This is a genomic window from Chloroflexota bacterium (genome assembly GCA_009840355.1).
In the GTDB taxonomy this organism is placed as follows: Bacteria; Chloroflexota; Dehalococcoidia; order Lucifugimonadales; family JADFKI01; genus Bin90.
The window spans coordinates 1-21,125 of record VXNZ01000049.1 but is presented as its reverse complement, the minus strand read 5'-3'; the positions used below and the strand labels follow the sequence as shown (position 1 = coordinate 21,125).

The 21,125-nt window shown below is 56.9% G+C and carries 16 protein-coding genes; 7 read left to right on the top strand and 9 right to left on the bottom strand.

Annotated features, from left to right (window positions below; all coding sequences use genetic code 11):
- Nucleotides 1-3 precede the first annotated feature (3 nt).
- The 6 genes from F4X57_12760 (at nt 4) to F4X57_12735 (ending at nt 5,784) form a co-directional block, all read left to right on the top strand.
- Entirely contained in the window at nt 4-840 is an 837-nt protein-coding gene (locus tag F4X57_12760) for a tetratricopeptide repeat protein (GenBank protein MYC08021.1), read from the top strand.
- A complete protein-coding gene (locus F4X57_12755) occupies nt 841-1,785 on the top strand; it encodes a hypothetical protein (protein ID MYC08020.1) in 945 nt (314 codons plus the stop codon).
- Nucleotides 1,786-1,969: 184 nt separating this feature from the next.
- A complete protein-coding gene (locus tag F4X57_12750) occupies nt 1,970-2,329 on the top strand; it encodes a helix-turn-helix transcriptional regulator (protein ID MYC08019.1) in 360 nt (119 codons plus the stop codon).
- A complete protein-coding gene (locus tag F4X57_12745) occupies nt 2,329-2,973 on the top strand; it encodes an ImmA/IrrE family metallo-endopeptidase (GenBank protein ID MYC08018.1) in 645 nt (214 codons plus the stop codon). Before F4X57_12750 ends, F4X57_12745 begins: the two co-directional genes overlap by 1 nt.
- Nucleotides 2,974-3,064: 91 nt before the next feature.
- A complete protein-coding gene (locus F4X57_12740; protein ID MYC08017.1) occupies nt 3,065-3,973 on the top strand; it encodes a patatin-like phospholipase family protein in 909 nt (302 codons plus the stop codon).
- A 113-nt stretch (nt 3,974-4,086) separates the two neighbouring features.
- Nucleotides 4,087-5,784 carry a hypothetical protein gene (locus F4X57_12735; protein ID MYC08016.1) on the top strand — a complete coding sequence of 566 codons (1,698 nt, stop codon included), beginning with the start codon at nt 4,087-4,089 and terminating at the stop codon, nt 5,782-5,784.
- Between the two features lie 149 nt (nt 5,785-5,933).
- Here the strand turns inward: F4X57_12735 and F4X57_12730 are convergent, their stop codons facing one another.
- The 3 genes from F4X57_12730 to F4X57_12720 all read right to left on the bottom strand — a co-directional run bounded on the left by F4X57_12730 (nt 5,934) and on the right by F4X57_12720 (nt 9,084).
- Nucleotides 5,934-6,962: a nucleotidyl transferase AbiEii/AbiGii toxin family protein gene (locus F4X57_12730; GenBank protein ID MYC08015.1), complete on the bottom strand. Its 1,029-nt coding sequence runs from the start codon at nt 6,960-6,962 to the stop codon at nt 5,934-5,936.
- Nucleotides 6,955-7,551 (bottom strand): hypothetical protein, encoded by a 597-nt coding sequence (locus F4X57_12725; protein ID MYC08014.1) that lies wholly within the window; start codon nt 7,549-7,551, stop codon nt 6,955-6,957. Before F4X57_12725 ends, F4X57_12730 begins: the two co-directional genes overlap by 8 nt.
- A gap of 237 nt (nt 7,552-7,788) precedes the next feature.
- A complete protein-coding gene (locus tag F4X57_12720; protein ID MYC08013.1) occupies nt 7,789-9,084 on the bottom strand; it encodes a hypothetical protein in 1,296 nt (431 codons plus the stop codon).
- Nucleotides 9,085-10,085: 1,001 nt separating this feature from the next.
- Between F4X57_12720 and F4X57_12715 the strand changes: the two genes are divergently transcribed.
- Entirely contained in the window at nt 10,086-11,345 is a 1,260-nt protein-coding gene (locus F4X57_12715; GenBank protein ID MYC08012.1) for a hypothetical protein, read from the top strand.
- 180 nt (nt 11,346-11,525) lie between these two features.
- Here F4X57_12715 and F4X57_12710 read toward each other — a convergent pair whose 3' ends face one another.
- From F4X57_12710 to F4X57_12685, 6 genes are all read right to left on the bottom strand, one after another.
- Nucleotides 11,526-11,765, bottom strand: a complete 240-nt coding sequence (locus tag F4X57_12710; protein MYC08011.1) for a hypothetical protein — start codon at nt 11,763-11,765, stop codon at nt 11,526-11,528.
- Between the two features lie 147 nt (nt 11,766-11,912).
- Complete coding sequence (locus F4X57_12705; GenBank protein ID MYC08010.1) at nt 11,913-12,347, bottom strand: hypothetical protein; 435 nt, start codon at nt 12,345-12,347, stop codon at nt 11,913-11,915.
- A gap of 1,228 nt (nt 12,348-13,575) precedes the next feature.
- On the bottom strand, nt 13,576-14,742 hold the full coding sequence (locus F4X57_12700; protein MYC08009.1) for a hypothetical protein: 1,167 nt from the start codon (nt 14,740-14,742) through the stop codon (nt 13,576-13,578).
- Nucleotides 14,743-14,749: 7 nt separating this feature from the next.
- Entirely contained in the window at nt 14,750-16,288 is a 1,539-nt protein-coding gene (locus tag F4X57_12695; GenBank protein MYC08008.1) for a hypothetical protein, read from the bottom strand.
- A gap of 261 nt (nt 16,289-16,549) precedes the next feature.
- Nucleotides 16,550-18,262 carry a hypothetical protein gene (locus F4X57_12690; protein MYC08007.1) on the bottom strand — a complete coding sequence of 571 codons (1,713 nt, stop codon included), beginning with the start codon at nt 18,260-18,262 and terminating at the stop codon, nt 16,550-16,552.
- A 13-nt stretch (nt 18,263-18,275) separates the two neighbouring features.
- Entirely contained in the window at nt 18,276-20,930 is a 2,655-nt protein-coding gene (locus tag F4X57_12685; GenBank protein MYC08006.1) for an ATP-binding protein, read from the bottom strand.
- Nucleotides 20,931-21,125 lie beyond the last annotated feature (195 nt).

Genomic DNA, 21,125 nt, shown 5'->3' with positions numbered 1-21,125 from the left:
CAGATGGAGTCAACTATGGCAAGAGGAAATGTGCGCGAGAGGGCCGTCAATCCGCATGATATAGTCACGCGGGAATACGGAAAGATCATCAAAGACAATCCGGGCAATGTCGAGGCTTTCTATAACCGGGGTTGCACGCACAAGTACAAAGGCGCTCTGGAGAGCGCAATCAGGGATTTCAATAGAATAATCGAGCTTGACCCGAGCCATTCCCACTCTTATAACCGTAAGGCTGACATTTACTTCGAGAATGGGCAGTTCAAAAGAGCCATTGAAAATTACCTAAAGGTGATTGAGCTCTCTAACAACAACCAAGTACTTGCCCTTGCCTGCAACAAGACAGGCGAAGCTCTCACCGCGATCGGTGAATACGACAAAGCATTGGAATACTTGGACAGGGTATTCGCCCTTACCGGTCCCAAAACCCTGCGTGCTCGCCTCGGCTATTACAATCGAGGCGTAACCTACTACAAGAAGGGCAACTACGACCGGTCGATAGAGGATTTTGAAAGAGTCCTTGAAATTCAGCCCAAATATCCTTACGCCTTTTACTTTCGGGGATTAGCCTACGCTAGGAAGAGTGAATATAGGAAGGCCGTCCTAGATTTCAACCATGCAGTTGCAAATTCCAACGGGATCCCCCTAATGGCGCGCGCCTTATATAATCGAGGGGTCGCTTATGAGAAGTTAGGTAATTTCGTGCAGGCAAGCCAAGACTACGATGGAGCACTTAAACTCAATCCTAAAGATCCGTCTTCAATACTCGCAAGAGCTTCCTTGGCGACTCATCTGCGTCTGATGGCAAGCCCACCCACTCCACAACACTCGGATGACAGCTAAATGGCCAAGCGCATCACAGAAGAAATGCGCGCCTATGACGCGCTTCCCTTTATGGACGATCTGTTTAATCCTACGCTGGAAGCTCTGCATACGCATGGCGGCAGCGCAACAAATGCACAGATAGAAGCCCTTGTCAGGAGCCAGTTTGAAATCGGCCCCGACATTGTCGGACGGCTCAATGTGAAGAAAGAGTTGGCTTCCAGGCTGGCTTGGACTAGAACTACACTCAAGCGCTATGGGGTTATTGAGAATCCTAGGCGAGGTGTGTGGGCACTAACGAGTTGGGGGCGTTCTGTACGTGAAGTCGACGCTTCCGACGTCAGGGCATACGACGTCAGCCGGGACAAGCGGCTTTCGTATGAATATGACAGGCAATTGCATGAGGTGAGCACACGACGGCCTGGCGATGCAGCTTTAATGAAGTCTCTAACCGATACAGACCTGCAGGTGGTCGGTAGTCTGATTGGCGATGACGTTTGGCGAGAAATTCTGCTGGTGTCGCTGCTAGCCATGTCGCCGAAGGCATTTCAACACTTGTGTCTGAGATTCCTCAGTGAACACGGTTTCACGGATGCGGACGTTACCGGAACGACGCGGAACGATGGAGGCTTTTACGGCTCTGTTACAGTGGAATGGGAGGATCTAGGCAAGCATCGCGTGCCATTTCTCGTAAAGCGTTATCGTGGGAAAGTGAACTCAGTGGTGGTTAGTGAGTTCCGTGAAACTCTGGCTTCGGACAGCCTGATAGGCATTGTCATGACCACTGGGAGCTTTGCAGAGACTGCGTGCCGCGAAGCGATCAAGGAGGGCGAAGCTTCAATTGTGATGATTGATGGTGAAACCTTTATGGAAAAAGTGAGACAGTTCGGCTGGGGAATCAGGACTGTTGGGAAGGTCGTCGAGGTAGATACCTACTATTTCGACAATTATCACCTTCTATATTGAGCGTGCGGACGGCAGAGTAATACGGGTTGTTGAAAATGGCAGAGACCGTGACGAGCTTGTCTTCATTCAACCCGGGCTCTCTTAACAGTATGTGTGCCTAGTCTGCGACTTTTTAATTATGCTAAGCCAATATAGTGTTGATAATCAACTCAACATCATGCTATACTCGAGAAGAGGCAGATAGATGGAATTCCCAGAGCGACTGCGTGCATTACGTAGGGAAGCCCGGCTGAGCCAGCGCGAGTTGGCGGAGAAGATCGGAGTCGACTTCACTTATCTAAGCAAGATCGAAAACAGCCGAGTTGAGCCACCCAGCGAGGCGGTCTTGCGACGGATATCTGAAGAGTTTGCAGGAAGGCTTGGGGTGAATCAGATCGAGCTTGCAGATGAGCTAATAACACTTGCTGGAAAGGTGCCTTCGGATATCGCAGAGACGCTATCACGGAATCCACAAGCTGTTCGTTTCCTAAGATCTATCGGAGATGACGTGCGGTCGCCAGCGGAATGGCAGCGACTAATCCGTCACTGGTCGTCGGAGCAATAATGGTTACTACTTTTCTGTCGGATGTACAATTGGAAAACAGCGCGGCCCGCTTGTTGGGCCGGCACGAGGCACTTTACGGCGAAGTTGACTGTCCTCCTGTGCCTGTCGAGGATATTCTGGAAGATGTACTGGACCTCAGTATTCTATGGGACACCATTCAAGAGGAGCCGGACCAGTCCATACTCGCTGAACTCAATCCTGATTCCAGAAGGGTCGTGTTCAACGAGGCGAGGCAAGATCTGATCACTGAAACCCCAGGCCTCTACCAGACCATATTGGGCCACGAGGCAGGACACTGGGAGGTGCATGTCGATAAAGGACAGGTTCACCAATTGGCCCTATCTGGTATGGAGCCTTCAGTCAAATGCCTCTACCGCTCCTCTGGACCCGGCCAGGCACCTCAGGAGATTCAAGCTCATAGATTTATGGGTTTCCTTCTTATGCCGTCGCGCCTCTTGTTTGAGGCGATAAGGGATGTTGACCTACTCAGTTGGCGTGAGTTGTATAGTCTCCGAGAAGAATTTCAGGTGACAATCACGGCGCTGAAGGTCAGATTGGAGCGGCTTGGCCTGCTGTACATTTCAAAGGACGGATTACTCTATCCATCGCGTCAAGAATACGAAGGGCAAATTCGTCTGAGTTAACTTTGGTGAATCGCCAATTTTTTGTTGAGTTGTAATTCCACTCAAAGAATGCTTATAAATTCGAATTAACTCCCAGAAGGCAAGAAACATAATGGCGAACGAAAAACACTTCCACATCCTAGCTCTTGACGGTGGTGGCACGAGGGGAATTTATTCAGCGCAAGTTCTGGCGAATGTTGAAGTTCAAATTGGCGCTCCGATCAGGGACAGTTTCGACCTAATCGCGGGAACCAGCACAGGTTCAATAGTTGCGGGAGCGGCCGCGACTGGAATCCCTCTCAAGGAAGTTGTCGAACTCTTTGAGCAGCAGGCTCTCCACATATTTCCCAGTAAGCGCCTTAGATGGGGTATTTTCAGAAGTAGGTACCCACGGAAGCGTCTAGAAGATGTCATAGATTCTTGCCTGCCTAACACGACCCTTGGCGAGATTGCCACTCCGCTGATCATTACGAGCTCCAACATTGCCACTGGCGGAGTGCACGTCTTCAAGTCCAGTTATCTCGCGGAGCTAGGCGAGCCTTATGTGAGGGACAGCGAAATTCCGCTCGTAGAAGCCATCCTTGCCTCCTGCGCAGCTCCGTCTTACTTCGATCCCGTACAGGTTGGCGAGAACCACTTGGCGGATGGTGGTCTTTGGGCGAACAACCCATCTATTCTGGCTGTCACAGAGGCCATTTCAAAGTTCAAGCAAACGGTCGACCAGATTCACATTCTGTCTATCGGAACTGGGCATCCAACGAAAATGTACAGCCACCATCGGCATTGGGGACTTGCCACGGGATGGGGACACAAGAAGCTCGTCTCTTATTTTCTCAATCTGCAGTCCCAGTCTTCATCCAATATGGCGGGTCTGATTCTGGGAGAGAGGTACGTGCGCCTGGATCCTGAAATAGAAGAGTGGGCGCTAGACGATACAAAGCATCTCAGCAATCTGAAGGCCCTCGCAACCAGAGACTTCGCCCATCGAAGCGAGGAAATCCTTAAGACGATGAGGAGGTGAGGTCTGACCTAGTGAAGAATCTATGGGTATCAAACCCATGAGCCGACTAAAGAACATTTTCAGGCCTAAGACGCGGCGACCGCCTTAGGCTTACCATCTAAGGAGATAATGACATGACGAAGAACAGCGAAGACTTCCGCAAATTCCTGGCAGACCACGTAAACGTGAATGACTCGAGGATGGAACGACTGAGAAAAAGTGTCCGTGCGGTAGGCAGATACTTGAAAGACAATCTGAAGGGCTATCAGAATATGGAGCCACAGGGATCGTTTGCTCTCGGCACTATCATCAAGCCGGTGAAAGAGAATGCCGAATTCGACGCTGACATACAGATCGTAATGAATCCCAACGATGACTGGGAGCCGAAAGACTACATCAGCGCGATTTACGATACTCTAAAGGAAAACGGGAATTACTCGGATAAACTTCAGCGCAAGACTCGTTGCGTCACGATCAACTACGCTGGAGATTTCCATCTCGACGTGGTGCCGCGCGTCACGATTGGGGGCCAGCACTATGTGTGCAATAGGAGCACGAACAAGTTTGAGCCGACGGACGGAAATGGATACCGTGACTGGTTCAACGACAAGAACCGGATAACCGGAGGCAATCTCAAGCGTGCAGTCAGGCTACTGAAGTACCTCCGAGACCACAAAGGCAACTTCACTGCCAAGTCCATCCTACTCACTACTCTCGCTGGGAACGCTATTGAGTCCTCGGACAAAGACACCGAAAACGTAAGGACCGATGCGGACACCCTATGCACAATTTTGACGAGGATAGATAACTACCTCCAGCTAAATCCCCGGATGCCGGAGATCAAGAATCCCGTCCTTCCGAGCGAGACGTTTAACCGTCATTGGGACCAGACCAAATATGCGAATTTCAGAACCAGAATTCACGCTCACGCACAGACAGCGCGCGAAGCACTGGGCGCCGAGTCCAGTGAAGAAGCTATCAAGATTTGGCAGAAACTGTTCGGAGACGATTTCGGGAAAGGGTCGTCGGGAGGCGGTAATGGAGGTGGAGGAGGTTCCAAGCCGAAGCCGTCCGGTGGGCCCAGTGGGAGAAGCTCAGCCGCGTTATTCGCGACGCCTGTAAGGCCTAGGCCGCAGTACGCCGGCCCTGTGGCGACTCAAGATAGGGAGGCAAAGACCGTATCGCTGAGGCTTTCGGACAGCGACCTTCAGTGGCTCCGCGAAGTACAGCCTGGACTATCGTACGTTTCTGATGGCAATCTAATTTCCGGCAGGTTGGCGTTCGCGGAGAGGTACGACCCAGATGACGGCTTGCTGAAACCGCTCGCTCCACTTGGAGAAGACTGTAGTCAGTTTGCGATACACGACGCGTTCGACATCGAGATCCGCCTCACCTTTGAACCCACTACATTCAACCCGTGGCCCACAGTCGTTGAGGTGGGCGGTCGGATAGAGAAGATAATGCAGGAGCAAGCCATCTCAGAAATCGCAGATATGCACTGTTACCCGGGCTTTTCTGAGAATCGCTGCTGCTTGGGATTTCAGGTCGAAACGGGTAAACCCTTTCGATTGCCGGAGTTCATAAGGAGTCTGGTTGTTCCTTTCCTCTATCGCGTCGCCTACGCCGACCATTATGGGCTGGAAGCATCCAGACATAAACTATGGAAGACGTACCCCCATCAATTCACACAGACGCAGAGCGAGTATCTTGGCGAACTTCGTTCAATGGTCAAGACTGGCAGGAATAAGCCCTGCCCATGTGGTAGTGGGTTGAAGTTCAAGAGGTGTCACCTTCAGGAGGTCAGTGTGGCCAAAGTGCTAGGGTTGCTCTAAAGTTGTTTCGGCGGCCTCTCTCAGGTTTGCTAAGGCAACCCTATGTGACGCGGAATGGCAGGAGAATCCTATCCACTGATAGATCGGTTCTCCTATAGCAGTTTCCCTTAGCTGTGCTGCAAGGAGATTCGATCATTCTTGTCACGTGTTCAAGCTCGTGGGAAAAAGGAGTTGGCCCTTTCTTCCAATTCAGCGCACTTATTCATCAGGTCGTCAAACCCTTCACCATCATCAAGCAAAATCCCGTCATTCACCATCCTTTCGTAGTCCGATCTGAGAGCTGAATATGCATTTCCTTCGGGTACCAACTGAAGGTTCCCGTTGACGGCATCTTCGTAGTCAATCCAATTACCGTGGGTGTCTCTTTCTCGAAAGAACATCTGCTTGTGCCTAGCAACACTCAGGGCCTCGGCGCGATCTTCAAGTGCCTTGTCCGCATAGCCGGCTTCATCGAGCCTAACCACGTCGTTCCAGTGCCTTGATAGCCTCTGTGCCCAGTCTCTACGCTGATGGCAGAAAACGTGAATGGCGGTTGCTTTTTCCCAAAAAGTCCTGTGGACCGACATTACCCACGGGCGTGCCGATGGAAATTCTACGTCAGGAATGAAAGGAGACGCATCGCACTCGACGATCCGCTGATCACGTGGTTCTCCGGTTGAACGCGCGCCGAATTCCAACAGAACTTCGGCGCGCACGAATCCATAGTCAGGAAATAGGGGCTCATAAGCGACAGTTATCTTGTCACCGTCAGACACCAGCCGGGTGGACAGCCCAGCTTGTAGCAATTCACTTTCGATGGCGGGCTTCACTTCGTCGCTCACCCAAGAGTCGAGTCGCCTTCTGATCTGACGCGACCAACTTCTTTCCCGGCTTCGGGTTGGCGGTAACGCTGCCTCGCCGGCATCTGCGACCAATTCAGGAATTATGGCTCGGATATCGTAGGTTATGTCGATGTCTTCTGAAAATCGCCGGATTGCTCTGTATGCCTTCGACAGAGATGTCCCACCCTTGAATGTCAGATTGTCAGTGAATCGGGTTGCAAAGAGAGCGTGCAACAGCCGAACTACCCAGACATCCTTTTCCAAAAGATGTGCAGGTCGCCCGCTAAAGCCGGCCGCTACCAGCAAGGAGTTCCTCTGGTCGTCTAACGACAGTGAATAGAATGGCGTCTTATCCAACTGAAATCATTTCACTTACCGGCTTGGCTATCCATTCCGGAACAATAGCTCGTGCTTCCGCTAGTTCGTCAATGTCCTCCTGAGTTAGGCGCGACCTAGCTTTACTAAGGCAATGTTCCACCTCCTGGGGTCCCATCCAGGCAAGTGCTCTGACAACATCTCCTGATAACCTGTTCGGAGAAACCAGCTGCCATTTCGGGGCGTGTACAAGTTCTACGGACATCTCTCCAAACTTCAAATTTCGACTCGGGCCGGAGGTTAGATAAACCTGCCTGATAGGTATCTGCGTGGTAAGTCCAAGCGCATTCGCCATAGAACCACCGGAAGGAACAATCGTCTCACTCCACATTTTTGACAGAGTTTCGATAGTCTTCCCGATTTCGGGCGGCCTAGTGCCGAAGCGTGTCTTGACTGGTGGCACATAGACGCCTTGGCAAACGCGCATCAAGTTCCCACTTCGGGCCAGACGGGACAGGGACTGATCCACAGCCGCTCTGTTGCCGAGGTGGAGAAGGGCCTTCGGATTTAAGACTGTGCCCTCCGGCATTGTTGAGATGAGTTGCAGGATTCTCGTCTTGAGACTGGCCATCGTTCTTTCATTTCCTTTGTCAGAATTATATCATGATTTCTGACCGAAGGGCGGATTTCTTTCGTTGAGGCTGTGGTTGCGAAACAGAAGGTTGTAGTGAAATCCATAGAAATCAACAGACACGAAAAGGCGATAAACCGTCTATGCTTTACAATTCACCAATACCCGAAATGGTTGGGGCACAACTGGCGCTCTATATTTCTCTCAACGTTGCTACCCCCGTGGCATCCCTGTCCCTCAGTTATTTTTCGGACGACTTCGCGAGTCTAGAGGATCGGAGGGAATGAACTCCTTCCATTCGGGTTCACTAAGCCTCTCGAACCACGACAGATGCTCATTCCAGTCAGGGTCAGGAGGAATCCTGAAGATGTCGTCGTCGCGTTTGTAGACGTCCTCGCCGCTGAACTCAACGTAGCCAGCGGCGGTTGCTCTGATTTCGAACTCGAACTCCTGAACGCGCTGGGGACTCTCTTTTTCACTCTCCGAGCCGGCTGTGACCTTACCGTGTAAAGCGGACTGCCACTCTCCCTGATATGGAGAACTCTTAAGCTCACCCTTGAATCTGAGAGAGTAACGAGCATCCGGATGAACTCCATAGTCCGACCCAGGTAGCCAGGACTTGGCCTGCACGCCCATGATGGTCTGAATAGATGCGTTAAGGGCATGTATGACATGTAGTCGTAGGTTTGCGCTGTGCTCTCTTAGTGGTTCAAGTCCCTCTAGTCCATGGACGATTTGACTCCGCAATCTGTGTGCCTCGTCCGGCGAGAAGCAACGGCGCAATTCCCTCGAAAGTCTTTCCTTAAGTTCTTCGGAGAGCGACGCGGACAATGGCCCCTTGGAGATACCGTTGAAAATATGCTGAATACCCGCCATCTTGCGGTTTCTCTTTTCGCCAGGTTTGTCGTTGCACGTCTCACATCGAGCTCTGGGCCCGTTGGGGTGTGCTATACTATCAAGAACCGTACCGATGCACTCCAGTCCAGTCCACGCAGCCACATAACTCACCGTCGGTTCATCAGTGCTTATGGAAATTCCATACCAATGGATCGCTGATTGGAGTTGGCGCTGCACTTTTTCGTCAATTGAAGAAATAGACTGAATGTACTGTTGGAATTGATGGTCAACTGTTTGGTCGAATGCGGAAAGCATATAGGGTTCCTGGCGATGCCAGTAATGATGCTCAGAGATAAGATTCTCGGCGATGTCCGTAGTGGCGAGCCTTTGCAATCGTGGAGACTGAAGGGGATAAGCTCCGTAAGCAGAAACCAGGGAACTGAACACTTGGCCTACCTTCAAGGCATGATCTTCAGCCTCCCGCAGCCCAGGACACACAAATTCGACCACAAGGACAATGTCGGTGTACCCACCCACGGCGGACGAATTATCCTCGGTACGGACGATATAGTAGCCCTTGCTGATCCCAAAACCTTTTGGATCGGAAATCGGTCGTCTCGTTTCTCCACTCGGATAGAAACATGACGGGATCGTCAATTCCGCAACGTAAATCTGTTCGCTAATTCCAGTCAGCACAGTGTATCCCTCGTCGCACATCGCGTTACGATTGACTTCGCTAGGATGCTCATTTCTTGGCGCTTGATCTCTATACTCCTTGGATTCGCTAGTAAGCCTGTGCCAACAATCCGGCCAGCCACCCTCTGAATCTGTCGCTCTAGCGAAAAGTTGGACGTGGATATTTCTAGCAGAATATGTCGACCAGCTGCTTCGTCTAGTCATCCTTTCTAAGTCTAGCTCGGGGGACTGTATGACTTCCAGATCAACTACGGTCGAATGATTCTAGCGACGGCCTCAATAATATCTGCCGCATTCGTGAAACCGTAAAAGCTAGCGGCTAAGGCGGCGGATACCTGCATAGTCACTCTGAACGCCAACCACTTGTACTCCGCTCTATCGATCGGTTCGACCCTGAAAGTTCCAATAGCGCTGCCGAGTAGCAATGATGCTAACCAGGCAATGACAACCGTACCAAGAAGAGTTCCCAGAAGGTAGCCTATTACGGACATTGTGCGACATTCTCCTTTGAATTCCTCAAAATTCCGGGATAGTAGCCAACTAGGTTCGCAGATTTGGCTCCAGTCGTCGTTGGTGAAGGACCACATCTAGTGGCCCGCGTCATCTAACTTTAGCGGCTTTTTGCTTCATCGTGCTGCTCGAATTAGTACCGCGCCAACCAGCCGCAGTCTTGCCTATCAGTTTGGGAAGATACTCACCGGCTCGCCCACTTGTTGCCGGGCACATCGAATGTACTGAATCTCTAAATTGTGTGCAGTCCGTCGAGCTTGATCGGGACTTCGTCGACCGATCAACGTCTGGTTCTGCTAGTGTAGCAATGCGATTAGAGTAACTGTGCTCATAAAGATGAACTCCGGGCAGATCCAGAATCAGAGAGACCCTCTTCCACCCCACTGATATAATGAACCAAAGTCGGTCACGGAAACTTCGAAGTTTCCCGAATTACATTTAATGGCGATCTTGCATAGAATCGTCGCCAGTTAAGGTGCAGAGGGCCGATAATGCCTGAACCAAACCAACCATTGACCTTGTCCAAGACCAACATCACTAATATAGACGGGCATAGCGTAAAGGTGCCTGTGAACGTGATGTTGCGCATGTTGCCGAGTCCCGAGGTAGTCTTTGAGTCAGACCACCTTCCCACCTTACTGTTAAGGAACGTGGAACAAGGAAACAAAGTGGAGCTTGAAAATGGAACTGAGATCGATGTGCTCTTAAATTCGATGAATTCAAGTGGAAGTGGCTCTTTGATTCCGTCTCGTCAACCAGTCATGGCATTAGATGAAGGGAGGCCGATCCAGTCAGTACGGTTCAGTGTCATCAACCTGTCCTTTTTCTATGGTGGACAAGACAAATGGGTCCAAGCGGGGGATAGTAAGGTATTGGTGCCGCATACGCAAATGGAGACTTCTCGCTGGTCAATCCAAATCGCGGCAGACGAAGGTTATGCTGAAATAGAAAAGTTACTGAGAAAATCCAGAGGCCACGCAATCACGCATACTGGAGTCATTGGGGGGAAGGATTCTAAAGCATTTTCCAAGGAGGACGTTCAGACGATCACCGATGGATTGCGTGTCTTCCTCTCATTCGCTCATGGATCGCATGTTGGTATTTCACATGTCGAGGGTCTGGATTTTAACGGTGAACCATCGTTGATTCAATGGGGTCCTCGATACACAGCCCCATGGATAAGCAGACAGTCGTGGTGTCCGAGAATGGCCGGAGGTGATGTCCTGCAAGAGTTGTTTCCGGGGTTTTGGCAATTATTCACTCAGGAAGGCTGGAATGAAACCATAAGACGAGTGATCGACTGGTACTTGCAAGGGAATGAATCGCGATTCGTTGATAGTAGCATCGTCTTTAATCAAGTGGCTCTGGAATGCCTGTCGCATCGCATCCTGTCAGGAGGAGATTCGAAGAAAGCAGCTGGATACAGAATAAGCAAGGCACTGAAGGAGAGTGGAATAGATGATTCCGCGATCCCCGAGAGCTTGCCGGTCTTAAGGTCACTGAGCGCCAAGAAAGGTTGGAAAGGCGGTGCGCACGCAATAACGGAAATGAGAAATAGTACAGTTCACGCAGATAATTCTTCTGGTGGGTTTTCTCTGGATGGCTGCTTCGAAGCCTCAGCATTAGGACAGTGGTACATCGAACTGATACTACTGAGTCTTTTTGGCTATACAGGTAAGTACCGAAATCGCCTGTTGATCAGGAGCGGCTCCTATCCTGTTGAGGACGTCCCTTGGGTTAACCAAGCCTAACCACCTAATAGAGGAGGGCTTGACTACTATCTCCAGAATCCGACAGTACAAGTTGCACTGTATTGGCTAAAATCCATGGCTAGCTGACAGTGCCAACGTGTTAGTGCTCAGTGATCGGGTCCGCGCAAACTGTCAAGAGGAGTTGTCCTCTTCAGCAGTGTCCGGCTAAACGCCGGAAAGCTATCCTGAGTCGGCTCGACTGTTCCTCTTGAGGCGGTAGCCGTCGCCGTTCATTTCTATGACGTGGGCGTGGTGAGTAAGCAGGTCCAGCAGAGCGCCTGTTAGCCTCCCCGATCCGATCATCTCGACCCGCGCGTCGTTTGTCGGGATTATCGAGCCCCTTTCGTAGCCCTGGCTGAAGACCTCAAAGAACAGCTCGGCACCTGTCCTCCGACGGCGGCACGAGCCGATTTCGTCTATGAATCCAGCGGTCTCAAGGTGGAGTCAGAGGCATCAGGAAGCTGGAGTTTCCTGCGTCTCGATTGAGTCTCGCCGTAGTTTCGAGCTTCGTGTGACGCAGCAGCCCCCGGCGAGTACGCCAGGGGCTACGACTTCAGTGGATGCCGATCAGAGACTAGTCGGCGCCATGCAACTTGTCCCGCCCATCACCTGGGCAAACGGCGTGTCCTTCCCGATGCCGGACCACTCATAGAGTTCGTTCAGCTTTCTGCGGTCTTCCTCATAGATCTCCGCCCACCTGATCGCAACGCCGGTCGAGACGTGCCTCTCCAGGTTCGTGGGCTCTCCAGGTCTCGCCAACATAGTGTCCTCCACGTTCAGCCAGTACCAGTACACAGCCGGGTCGCTGGTGTTCATAACATCCAGCCCTTCCATGTCGACGACCGACTTGTCCTTGCGGCTGGCGTACCTTCCCGCGATCTCCTCGGCGATGCACAGGTCGCATACCGTGCCGATCTCGTCCCGGCTCAACTCGTGTCCGCAGCCCTGGCAGAGGGGCGCGCCGACTGTCGCCAAGTCTTCGATGTAATACTCTGCAACCATCGTGTTTTCCTTCCTTCCGGCTTAGCGCCGGCAATGAAAAAGCCCCTGGCGAAATCGCCAGGGGCTTCAGGTCAGTTGTGCTCTTTGATATAATTGGACTGTTACGAGACGTCCTGTACGGCGTCTCTGAGGATCGGGGGTGCTGGATTGGTGTTCACTCCCCCTATCCGTTCCGTTTCCTCCTTTCCTGTCCTTGGCGGTCCTCTGCGCCTGTGCTTGCCGAAACTTCCTCTGGTCATGTGTACCGTCCTTTCCGGCGCATGCGCGCCAACAATGAGAATTCCCCGAGGCAATGTGCCAAAGGGGAGTGCGATGTGGTTGTTGCCTGTGCTGACGGTTGTTGCCTGTGCTGACGGCGGTTGCCGTATCACTCGCCAGCGGGAGACGCGCCAATAGGTGACGGGTGAGAGACCGTCAGAAATGGGGATGACGGGAGAGGGCGCAAATCGCCCAAGGCGCAGCTCGCCCAGGGCGTGAGGGAAAAAGGGGGAGGGAGTTAGGCGGGGGGTGTCGCCGAGAACCATTGAAGTCCGCGAGGAAACGCGGATTGAGGTGACGAGTCGCGCCGTTCGGCAGGCTCTCAGGCGCAGCCGGCGTCAGACGTTAAGGGATAAGACGGGGGTTGAGCCGTCTGAAACGCAAGCGGTGGAAAAGGGCGCAGTTCGCCCAGGGGTGTAAGAGATAGGGTGGGGATGCCGTCAGGCAGGGAGGGGTAGGTAGAGGCGTGAAGTCCGGGTGGGAAGAAGCGGTTTGCGGGGAGTCGGTGGCGTATACGCGAGGCATACGGGCGCTGAGCGCGGGAGTTGTCGCGGACGCAGTTAACACCACCGCTGCTTTTCGGCTCTTTGCGAAATGCGGTGAACAGAGGCTGATGAATTGCACCGGCAGGAGCGCAACGCGCTGCGACTTTACCCGGCGCCTTTTGCCGACACTGCGGGAGTTTCCGATTCAGGAGCGCAAAGCGCTGCAACTGGAAGATCGAATACCCGTAATCGGAGATGATTCCGAATGTGGCGGCTACGGCCGCTCAAAAGCTGCGGACGTAACTGAGGGATTTGGGATAGATATATACACCCTTATTTTCTCACGGGATATGGCCGAGTCAAGCAAAATGGCCTGAAAACGACGGAAATTGCCCTGAGAATCGGCAGATTGCTCACGCAATCGGCGACTTCCCGATAGATTGAGTAAGGAATCGTGATGGACGGGCCCTCTTCGACTTACGGACTTACGAAACGGACGATTCCGCTGGCCCTTCCGCGACTTCACCGCTGAACAGGCGGATGTCGCCCGCGAACTCTCGCGCCAGCGCGTGCAGCCCGCGCAGCTGGGAGACGAAGCGCTCGTAGTGTGGTATGTCTTCAGTCGGATACCTGAGCGTGGGTGCCAGGACCTCGCTGATGAACGCCGCCCGAACATCGTCCGTCCGTGGACGCACCCTCGCGGCATCGAGCACGATATGCACCGCCACGCAGGCCCCGTATATCCTGAGCGTGGGGACAACGACGTCACGGATAAATGCCGCCATTATGACGGCCATACGTGAGCGCATAGGCCAGGTGGCGATGGCGGCTTTGAGTGTCGTATGGATCGCCTCCGACGCCCCCAGGATGTGTGCCAGCCGATCGGCGGTCCTGGTGCGCGACGAGCCCTGCTCATCCCGCGCCTCCACCTTGTCGAGAGACCAGGCGAGATGGGATGCGATGTAGATGTCCTGGGGCCGCAGTTGCTTCATGAAGCGGCGCTGGTGGACGGTCGAGTGCAGCCTGAGGCCGTGTCTGGCGATGTGCTCGTGGATCGGGAGCTCTGCGAACTCGTGGCGGTCGGAACAGTCGATGCGAGATGTGCCGGCGATGCTCGCCAGCAGTGCCGCCTCCTTGTCCAGCGTCCCAAGCAGCTCTGCAAGCGCCAGCGGGAACTCGTGAGTCCACTGCGTGGGCCAGGACGGCTCCCTGAGTTCGGCGTCGGTCCCCTCCCAATGCCAGAGAAACGCCTGGATGGTCTCCCGGTAGATCGCCCTTACGATGCGGCCCGCGGGGGCATACCTGTTCTCATGCAGTCTGAGATCGTTAGTCCTGTGCTCGAAGTCCCTCCAGAAGTCACCTAAAGCCGCGCTCGCCGCGGTTATCTCGACGATGCCCAGTGGCATGATGATATCCTCGTCATCATTCAGCCAGACGCTACCCCTGATCGCTACGATATGGTGCGCAACGCATCGATACATCTCCCAAGCCATGAAGCGGTCACTCGCGGTAAATTCCGCCCAGTCTGTGTCCGGGTCGACGGGAGGCCTGCCTCCCTCGTCGGCGTAGAGCCACCTGTACTCGATCCCGAACGCGGAAATGAACTGCGTAAGCGTTTGTCTGTCGGTTCCTGTGTCAATACGTGTCGTCATCTCTTATTCACCTTTCACTTGCAGTGTTTCTATTGCCGTTGGCTGATAGCTCGTGGTCCCGGAAGCGAAGCCGAAACGCATCCGAAGGCACGTAACCTGATGAGGGATTAGGTGTCGTGTAGTCGGGCGTCATCGGCGGGTCGGCAGCCTTCCAGACGCGTTTGCCGCAGACGCTGCCGTCGAGCGCCGAACTGGGGCGGCGCAGCAGCCGGTCTATCGTCCGGAGTGCAAGGCGCGGCAGCCACAGCAGAAGCGCAGACAGCATCCTGCGCCTTCTCAGCCTCCCGATGGCCTGGTCGTACCCCCTGAGCAGCAGCAGGCGGGACTGTGTCTGGTGTCCCAGCCGCGTGGAAGTGGGCCAGCGGGCGTCGCCAAGGATGTCCCTGTCAAAGGTCATCGCGTACTCCGGGCTCAGCAGCGTCAGCTCCAGCGCCGTCCTCTCCGATGCGAGCGCGTATTGCCACGGAGTATTGGGCCTTCCTGCTCCCCAGTCCTCGCACAGGCTACCGACGTGCCGCCAGCGCGCGGTCAGCTCCGCCCTTCCCGGTCTCCAGGCTCCGTCCCCGTCTGTCCGGCCGGTAGAGCCGAAGAACCAGTCCTCGTCGGGGTAAGGCCTCTCCGGTATCACGTCGCTGAACCTCATGCCGATTAGACGGGGCCTGTCCCTGTGGTCGTCGCGGTAGTAGCGGCGCATGCGCTCCTCGATGGTGACTCCGTCGCGCAGCTCCTCGGCGAACAGCCCGCACGCGTAGCGCCTTCCGGCGGGCGCAAACGCCACCTCGCGCGCGCCCATGTCCGCGTAGCTGGCCTGTGCCCTCATAACGAGCAGCAGGACCGCATCGCCGTGCAGCAGAAGGGGCGGCTCCAGCAGCGACACCTCATCGTTCAGCACGGTTCTCGCGGCGCTCACCGCGGCGCCGAGGCTCAGCTCCCCGACCACCGGCACTCCCGATATGAGGGAGAGGGCGTGGGCTTTGAGCTCATCCAGCGTCGCCTCAGTGGGGCGGGTATGGCACGGCTCAGGCGCGGCAGACAGGCTGCCTCCATCCGCGCCGTGTCGATCCCGTATCCGAGCCGTTATCCCTGCGAGCTTGCTGGCGTCGCTGCAAGCGAGTACCTCATACATCAGAAGAAGGGCCCTCTTTCGCTCCTCATCCGCCGCCTTCTCATCTTCAGGCGACCCGTCATCATCGGCTCGCCCCTCATCTGACGTGGCACGCCGCCCGCCCCTGCGTCCGCGACTGAGAGGCCGTCGTTCCCGCTTCGGCTGACCCGCCTCTGTTGTCCGCTCATCTCCATCGCCATTGGAGTCGTCGTCACCCAACCGGGGCTCATCCTCTGGTGGTGACTCCTCCTTGCCTCCGCCGGGATGCTCTTCTATGTATGCGCGGATGTTGCCCCTGAGCGCGTCACCGAGGTGTCCGGTCAGCCTTGCCCTCCTGACCACCTCGTAATGCACGCCCAGGATGCGGGCTATCGCGCGGTTCGACAGTCCAGCCCTGGCACTCAGCCACTCAAGCTCCAGGTCCCGTGCATTGCTGTCCATCACGTCCTCCGTATTTCTCTTATGGAGTCACCAAGTCCTCAAAGCCCGTTCACGCAGCCGGCACATCGCATGTGTCGGCCTGTTCCCGGTGGTAACCAGGATTCTGCATGTGTCACCCCGGGGCGACACATGCGTTTACCCCGCCGCTACGCGGTGCAGGAGAATGTGTTTCATCATGTGTCATGTACAAATTTCCCGTACAGGTTATATGTGTCGCCGTGGTGGCACATGTGGCGACACATGCCCCTGAGACTTCCCTGCTCAGAACGCTGCGGCAAGCGACACGCGCCCGCGCTGAAGCTGCCACGGCGACCTCCACACACGACCCAGCGGACCCGTCTCGGTGATGGTCCGCATGTCGGATACGAGCAGTGGCAGGGGGTTCCGAAGCGTTCGCGCCGCGAGAGCGCAGAAACGGCTCGCAGTAGCTTGGTCAGCGAAGACGAACAGAGCGATCGGCCTCCTGCCGTCGAAATCCGCTCTCGTATCAACCGCGCCGAAGTAGCGCAGGTAGCGCAGGAGCTTCGCCATCATTGTCCCAGGCTTGATCGCCCGCATCTCGTACTCCAGCAGGTACGAGAGCCTCCTGCCGCGATGAGCGAGCTCGATGGTGGCGTCGGGCCTGACGCTGCGCCAGCCGGTGTCGTACCTGAACCAGCGCTCCCAGCGGTGCGGCGGAAGCGCCTGGCGCAACCGCCAGTCCCCGTCGCGCCGGCAGGCGGCCGCAAGCGTCCCCACGAAACCGCTCACGCCGTCCGTGTGCCGCAGCTCCCGAGCCAGAACCCGGAGCTTCGATCCCTCCAGACGGTAATGCTGCACCTCGAGGCGTCCGTCGCCGGCATCGTCCTGAGTTGTGCCCCAGCGCCCGAGCAGTTCTGAGACGCGCCTGCGGTCCCGGCGCGCGATGTAGCGCAGCCCGCCGGAACTCAGGCACAGCCTGCTGCTGTTGCGCCGCCTCTGCTCCGGAGTACCACCGATCCGCACCTGGCACACGAGGCCGCGCCTTACCAGCTGCGCCCGCGTCTTCTTCATCATTGCCTCCGTCATATCGAGGAGCATTTTCAGGTGTGCTGCAGTCGCCAGAGGCCAGTCGTAGATGGCGTCCAGCAGGCGCCTGCCGGGCATCGTCAGCTCTGTCGCAACGAGGTCGAGACCGTCCGCGCCATCGGAGATTGGGAGTGCGGGCATCGATGCGCGTGCTGAACCTCCCGCCACGGGGACGTCCGCTCCGTGCATATCACGGGACTTCCCGACGACCTGATCGAGCGTCAGACCCCGGGAGTCACGCAGGCTGCGCCATACGGCTGAGCCGGGCGCGGTTTGCATTACGTCTTCCTCCGATGCCGCGTAGGCGTCGATTACCCTGCCGCGCAGGTCCGCCGCGAGGCGTTGCGCGTCAAGATTCCCGGGCAGCAGGAGCAGCGCCGGGGGGCACCTGCGCGTCCGCTGCGACCAGTAGAGCGTGCCGATGCGGCTTCTCATCGCCTGCCAGGAGAGTGTAGGCCCAAAGCACATCAGCGCGAGCGTCCCTCCGTCCGGCAGTTCCAGCAGCGCGTCGAGCGCGCCCGCGCGCATCCAGCTCCAGCTAACAGGGCCGCCCGTGCATCCCGCGACGTCCCGGCCCACGCGGTAGAGCGGAACCACCGCGTCCAGTCGCCTGAGCAGGTGACGTCTCCACTCTCCGGATAGCGGCAGCTCCCGAAGGAGCTTTCCGGTCGAGGTGTCTCGGATTTCAGCAAGCAGCATTATCCCGCGCGGCGGCAGGTACCAGCGCCTGACCCTAGAGGTGTTCGTGCGGGTGTGCCGCACGAAGGCCACAAGCCCCCGGGCCTCCAGTCCCAGAAGCGACTCAAGCGTGCTGCTGGGCGGCATACCCGCAAATGCCGCGAGCTCGTCACACTCTGCGAACGGGGTATGCGCCAGCGCGCCCAGCAGGTGGAGAGAGTTTTGAGAGAGTGCATTGTCTCGGCCCATCAGTCAGTCCCTCCTACCGGCCATTGTTTCTTGCGTCATCATCGTCGCCTAGGTCGCCAAAATACTCACGGTACTTGCCCCGCATGAATTCGGCGTTCTCCGCGTCGATGTCAGCCGTGGGTCTGGTGTAGGCGTCCGACGCCCTGCGGACCAGGTCCGCGATGCCCCTGTTTCCCGGCATGGGCGGCAGCACCTCCATCGAGAAGTGGATGTTCCCGCTCTCCAGCGTGAGCCTGCCGTAGCAGTGATGCGGCGGCAGCTCCACGATGTCGTTCTCCTCGATCACATCGCTCTCCAGCTCCCGGTGCAGCAGCTCGGCGTCCGAGGCGTTCACCTGGAACGAAAAGAGGCTTCCCGGGTTCGCAAGGATCGTCTCCCCCATATTCCCGCTCTCGGTCATCTCGTTGAGCCTGCCCAGGCTCTGCGTGGCCATCAGCAGGCTGCCGCCGAACTTCCGAAGCTCTGAGAGCATCTCGTCGAAGGGCACGCCGGGGAACACCTGCATCTCGTCCACGATGATCACGACGCGCCTGCGCTTGTGGGGCTCAAGCCTGCCCTGCTGCTTGGCGATGTGGTTCAGCAGGTTGAGTATCGCCCCTCCCACTATGGACGACACCTCGGGTCCTGTCTGCGCTCTTGCCGAGTTCACCAGCAGCACCCTGCCGGAGCGGATGGTGTCCGCGATGTCGAGCGTCGTGCGGCGCTGTCCCAGCACCCTGCGCGCGCTTCTGCTTCCCGCGTACTGCCCCAGCTTGCGCAGCACGGGGGCGAGCGCCAGGCGGTCGTTGACCGGCACGAGCAGCGGGTATATCTCGTTCCACCACTGCGCAACGGACACGTCCCCCTCCTCCCGGTCGCGCCCTTCCCTGATGACCTCCCGGCGCCTGCTCTCGTTGGTGAGGAACATGATGCCGTCGTAGATCGTGTACTGCTCCTCTGCCTTCCTGTTGCGGTTCGCCTCGTAGAGCGCGTACAGGGTCCAGCGCAGTATTTCCTCCATCCTGTCGCCCCAGTTGCGCGACGAGGACCTTGCGACCGTGAGCACCGTCTCCACTGTCAGGTCCCGCTCCGGGAAGGTGCGGGTGTCGAGCAGGTTGAGGCCGCAGGCGCGCGTCTCGTCTCCCAGGTCCACGAGCCGCACGTCCGCGGCTGCGCCCACCGGCAAGCCGTTCAGGATGTCCATTACGAGATCAGAGTGCGGATCGACCACGACGAGCGCGGCGTCGCCGGTGCCCGTGGCCCTGTCGCGCAGCAGGCTGCGCGCTATGTGCTGCGTGAGCGTCGTCTTGCCCATCCCTGTGCGCGCCACTATCAGGCCGCTCCTGTGCATCGCCTCGGCGGGAATGTGCAGCTTGCGCAGCCCGCCGTCGCCGTACGCCTCCACGCCTATCAGTGCGGCCCCGTCGAGTCGCCCGTCCTCCGGCGCGAACATCTCCTGCGGGACAGGCAGCCGCCTGCTTCCCGTGCGCGCCAGGCCCGGCACGTCCACGGCGTCTCCCGGCACGTGCCAGAACGCTGCCGCCTCCCGCGTGCCCACGACTCCCTGACCGACCTTCGTGCTGCGGAGGAACCTCTTTCGTCCGCCCAGGAGGCCGAGGTCGTCCGCGCCAGGGTCGAACCCTGACAGCCTCTCCAGGGGGCCTGCCGCAAAGCGCGCTCCCATAGGACTGTCGAAGCGACGGTAGGAGGCGACCACCGGGCGCAGCACCCGCTCCAACACCTCCGCGCCGGCACGGCCATCACCCAGCAGCGCGTACAGCTGCACCTCCAGACGGAACGCGGCGCCCGAGACCCGCAGCCTGACCTGGTCCGGGTCGTAGAACTTCGGTTTGGGCGACGCCCTGAAGAAACGACTCCTGAGGAGAGCGCTCACGATACCGGTGCGGTGCAGCAGGTAACCCAGGCCCGCAAGCGCCAGCAGTCCTAGGGCGGCGTAGGCGAACAGCTCGACCCGATGCTCGTCCCAGATGGAGATGAATGTGTGGCGGAGGTAGACGAAGGCGACCAGCGCCGCCATGCCTATGACGATCAGCAGGAGCTGAAGCATCTGACCGCCGGTGTTAGAGCTGTCTCCATTCTGCCCGTTCGCCCCGGGCCCGCTCTCCTCACGGCGCATCGCGTCCACCGCGAGCTGGTTGGCGCTACCGCTTCCGGCTATCGCCTGGTTGCGCCAGCGCTCGCTCCAGTCCCGGTCCCTCTCGCTCAGCAGCACGCGAGTGACGGCCCTTCCTCCCGGGGCCATCTTCGCTGACAGGCCGGCCAGCATGTCAACAAACGGGTCGCCGTCCTCCGTGTCGTCCTGCACCTGGAAGGGCAGCCACTGCTCTCCGGCGGGCCAGAGAACCTGACGACAGACGATCCCGTTCCGCTCTGACATCAGGAGCGGGTCGTCCTCCGGGGGCACGGTCGCAAATCGCGCGTGCGCATAGTGCGACCGCAGCGCGGACAGCACGTGGTCCGGCCGCGTCGAGCGCACGTACATCCTCACCCGGCCGTCGGTGGCGCAGAGCTCCAGGCTCAGCACCTCGTCGACCAGGTTCAGCGCCTCAAGCGCATTGATGAAGCCCTGCGCGCTGAACTCGCCTGACTTCGGCGGTATCACCCGGAACAGCACCGCTCTCTCGCCTGCCCCAGGCTCGCTCTGCCGTTCATTGCTTTTTCTGAACATTCCATTCCTCAACTTCCGCTTCGCGCCTCCCTCTCGCGGGGAGGCGCTCCGGATAATGAAACTTCCATAATCCCGTTCCTGAAACTGACCGGAAATCGATCAGCGCATACTAAACTCGCAACGGCTCGGTTTGACGGACTCCTAGGTCGTGTCGTCAAATGGAGTGGAAGGTGATAGAGTCGCATTGAAAGAGTA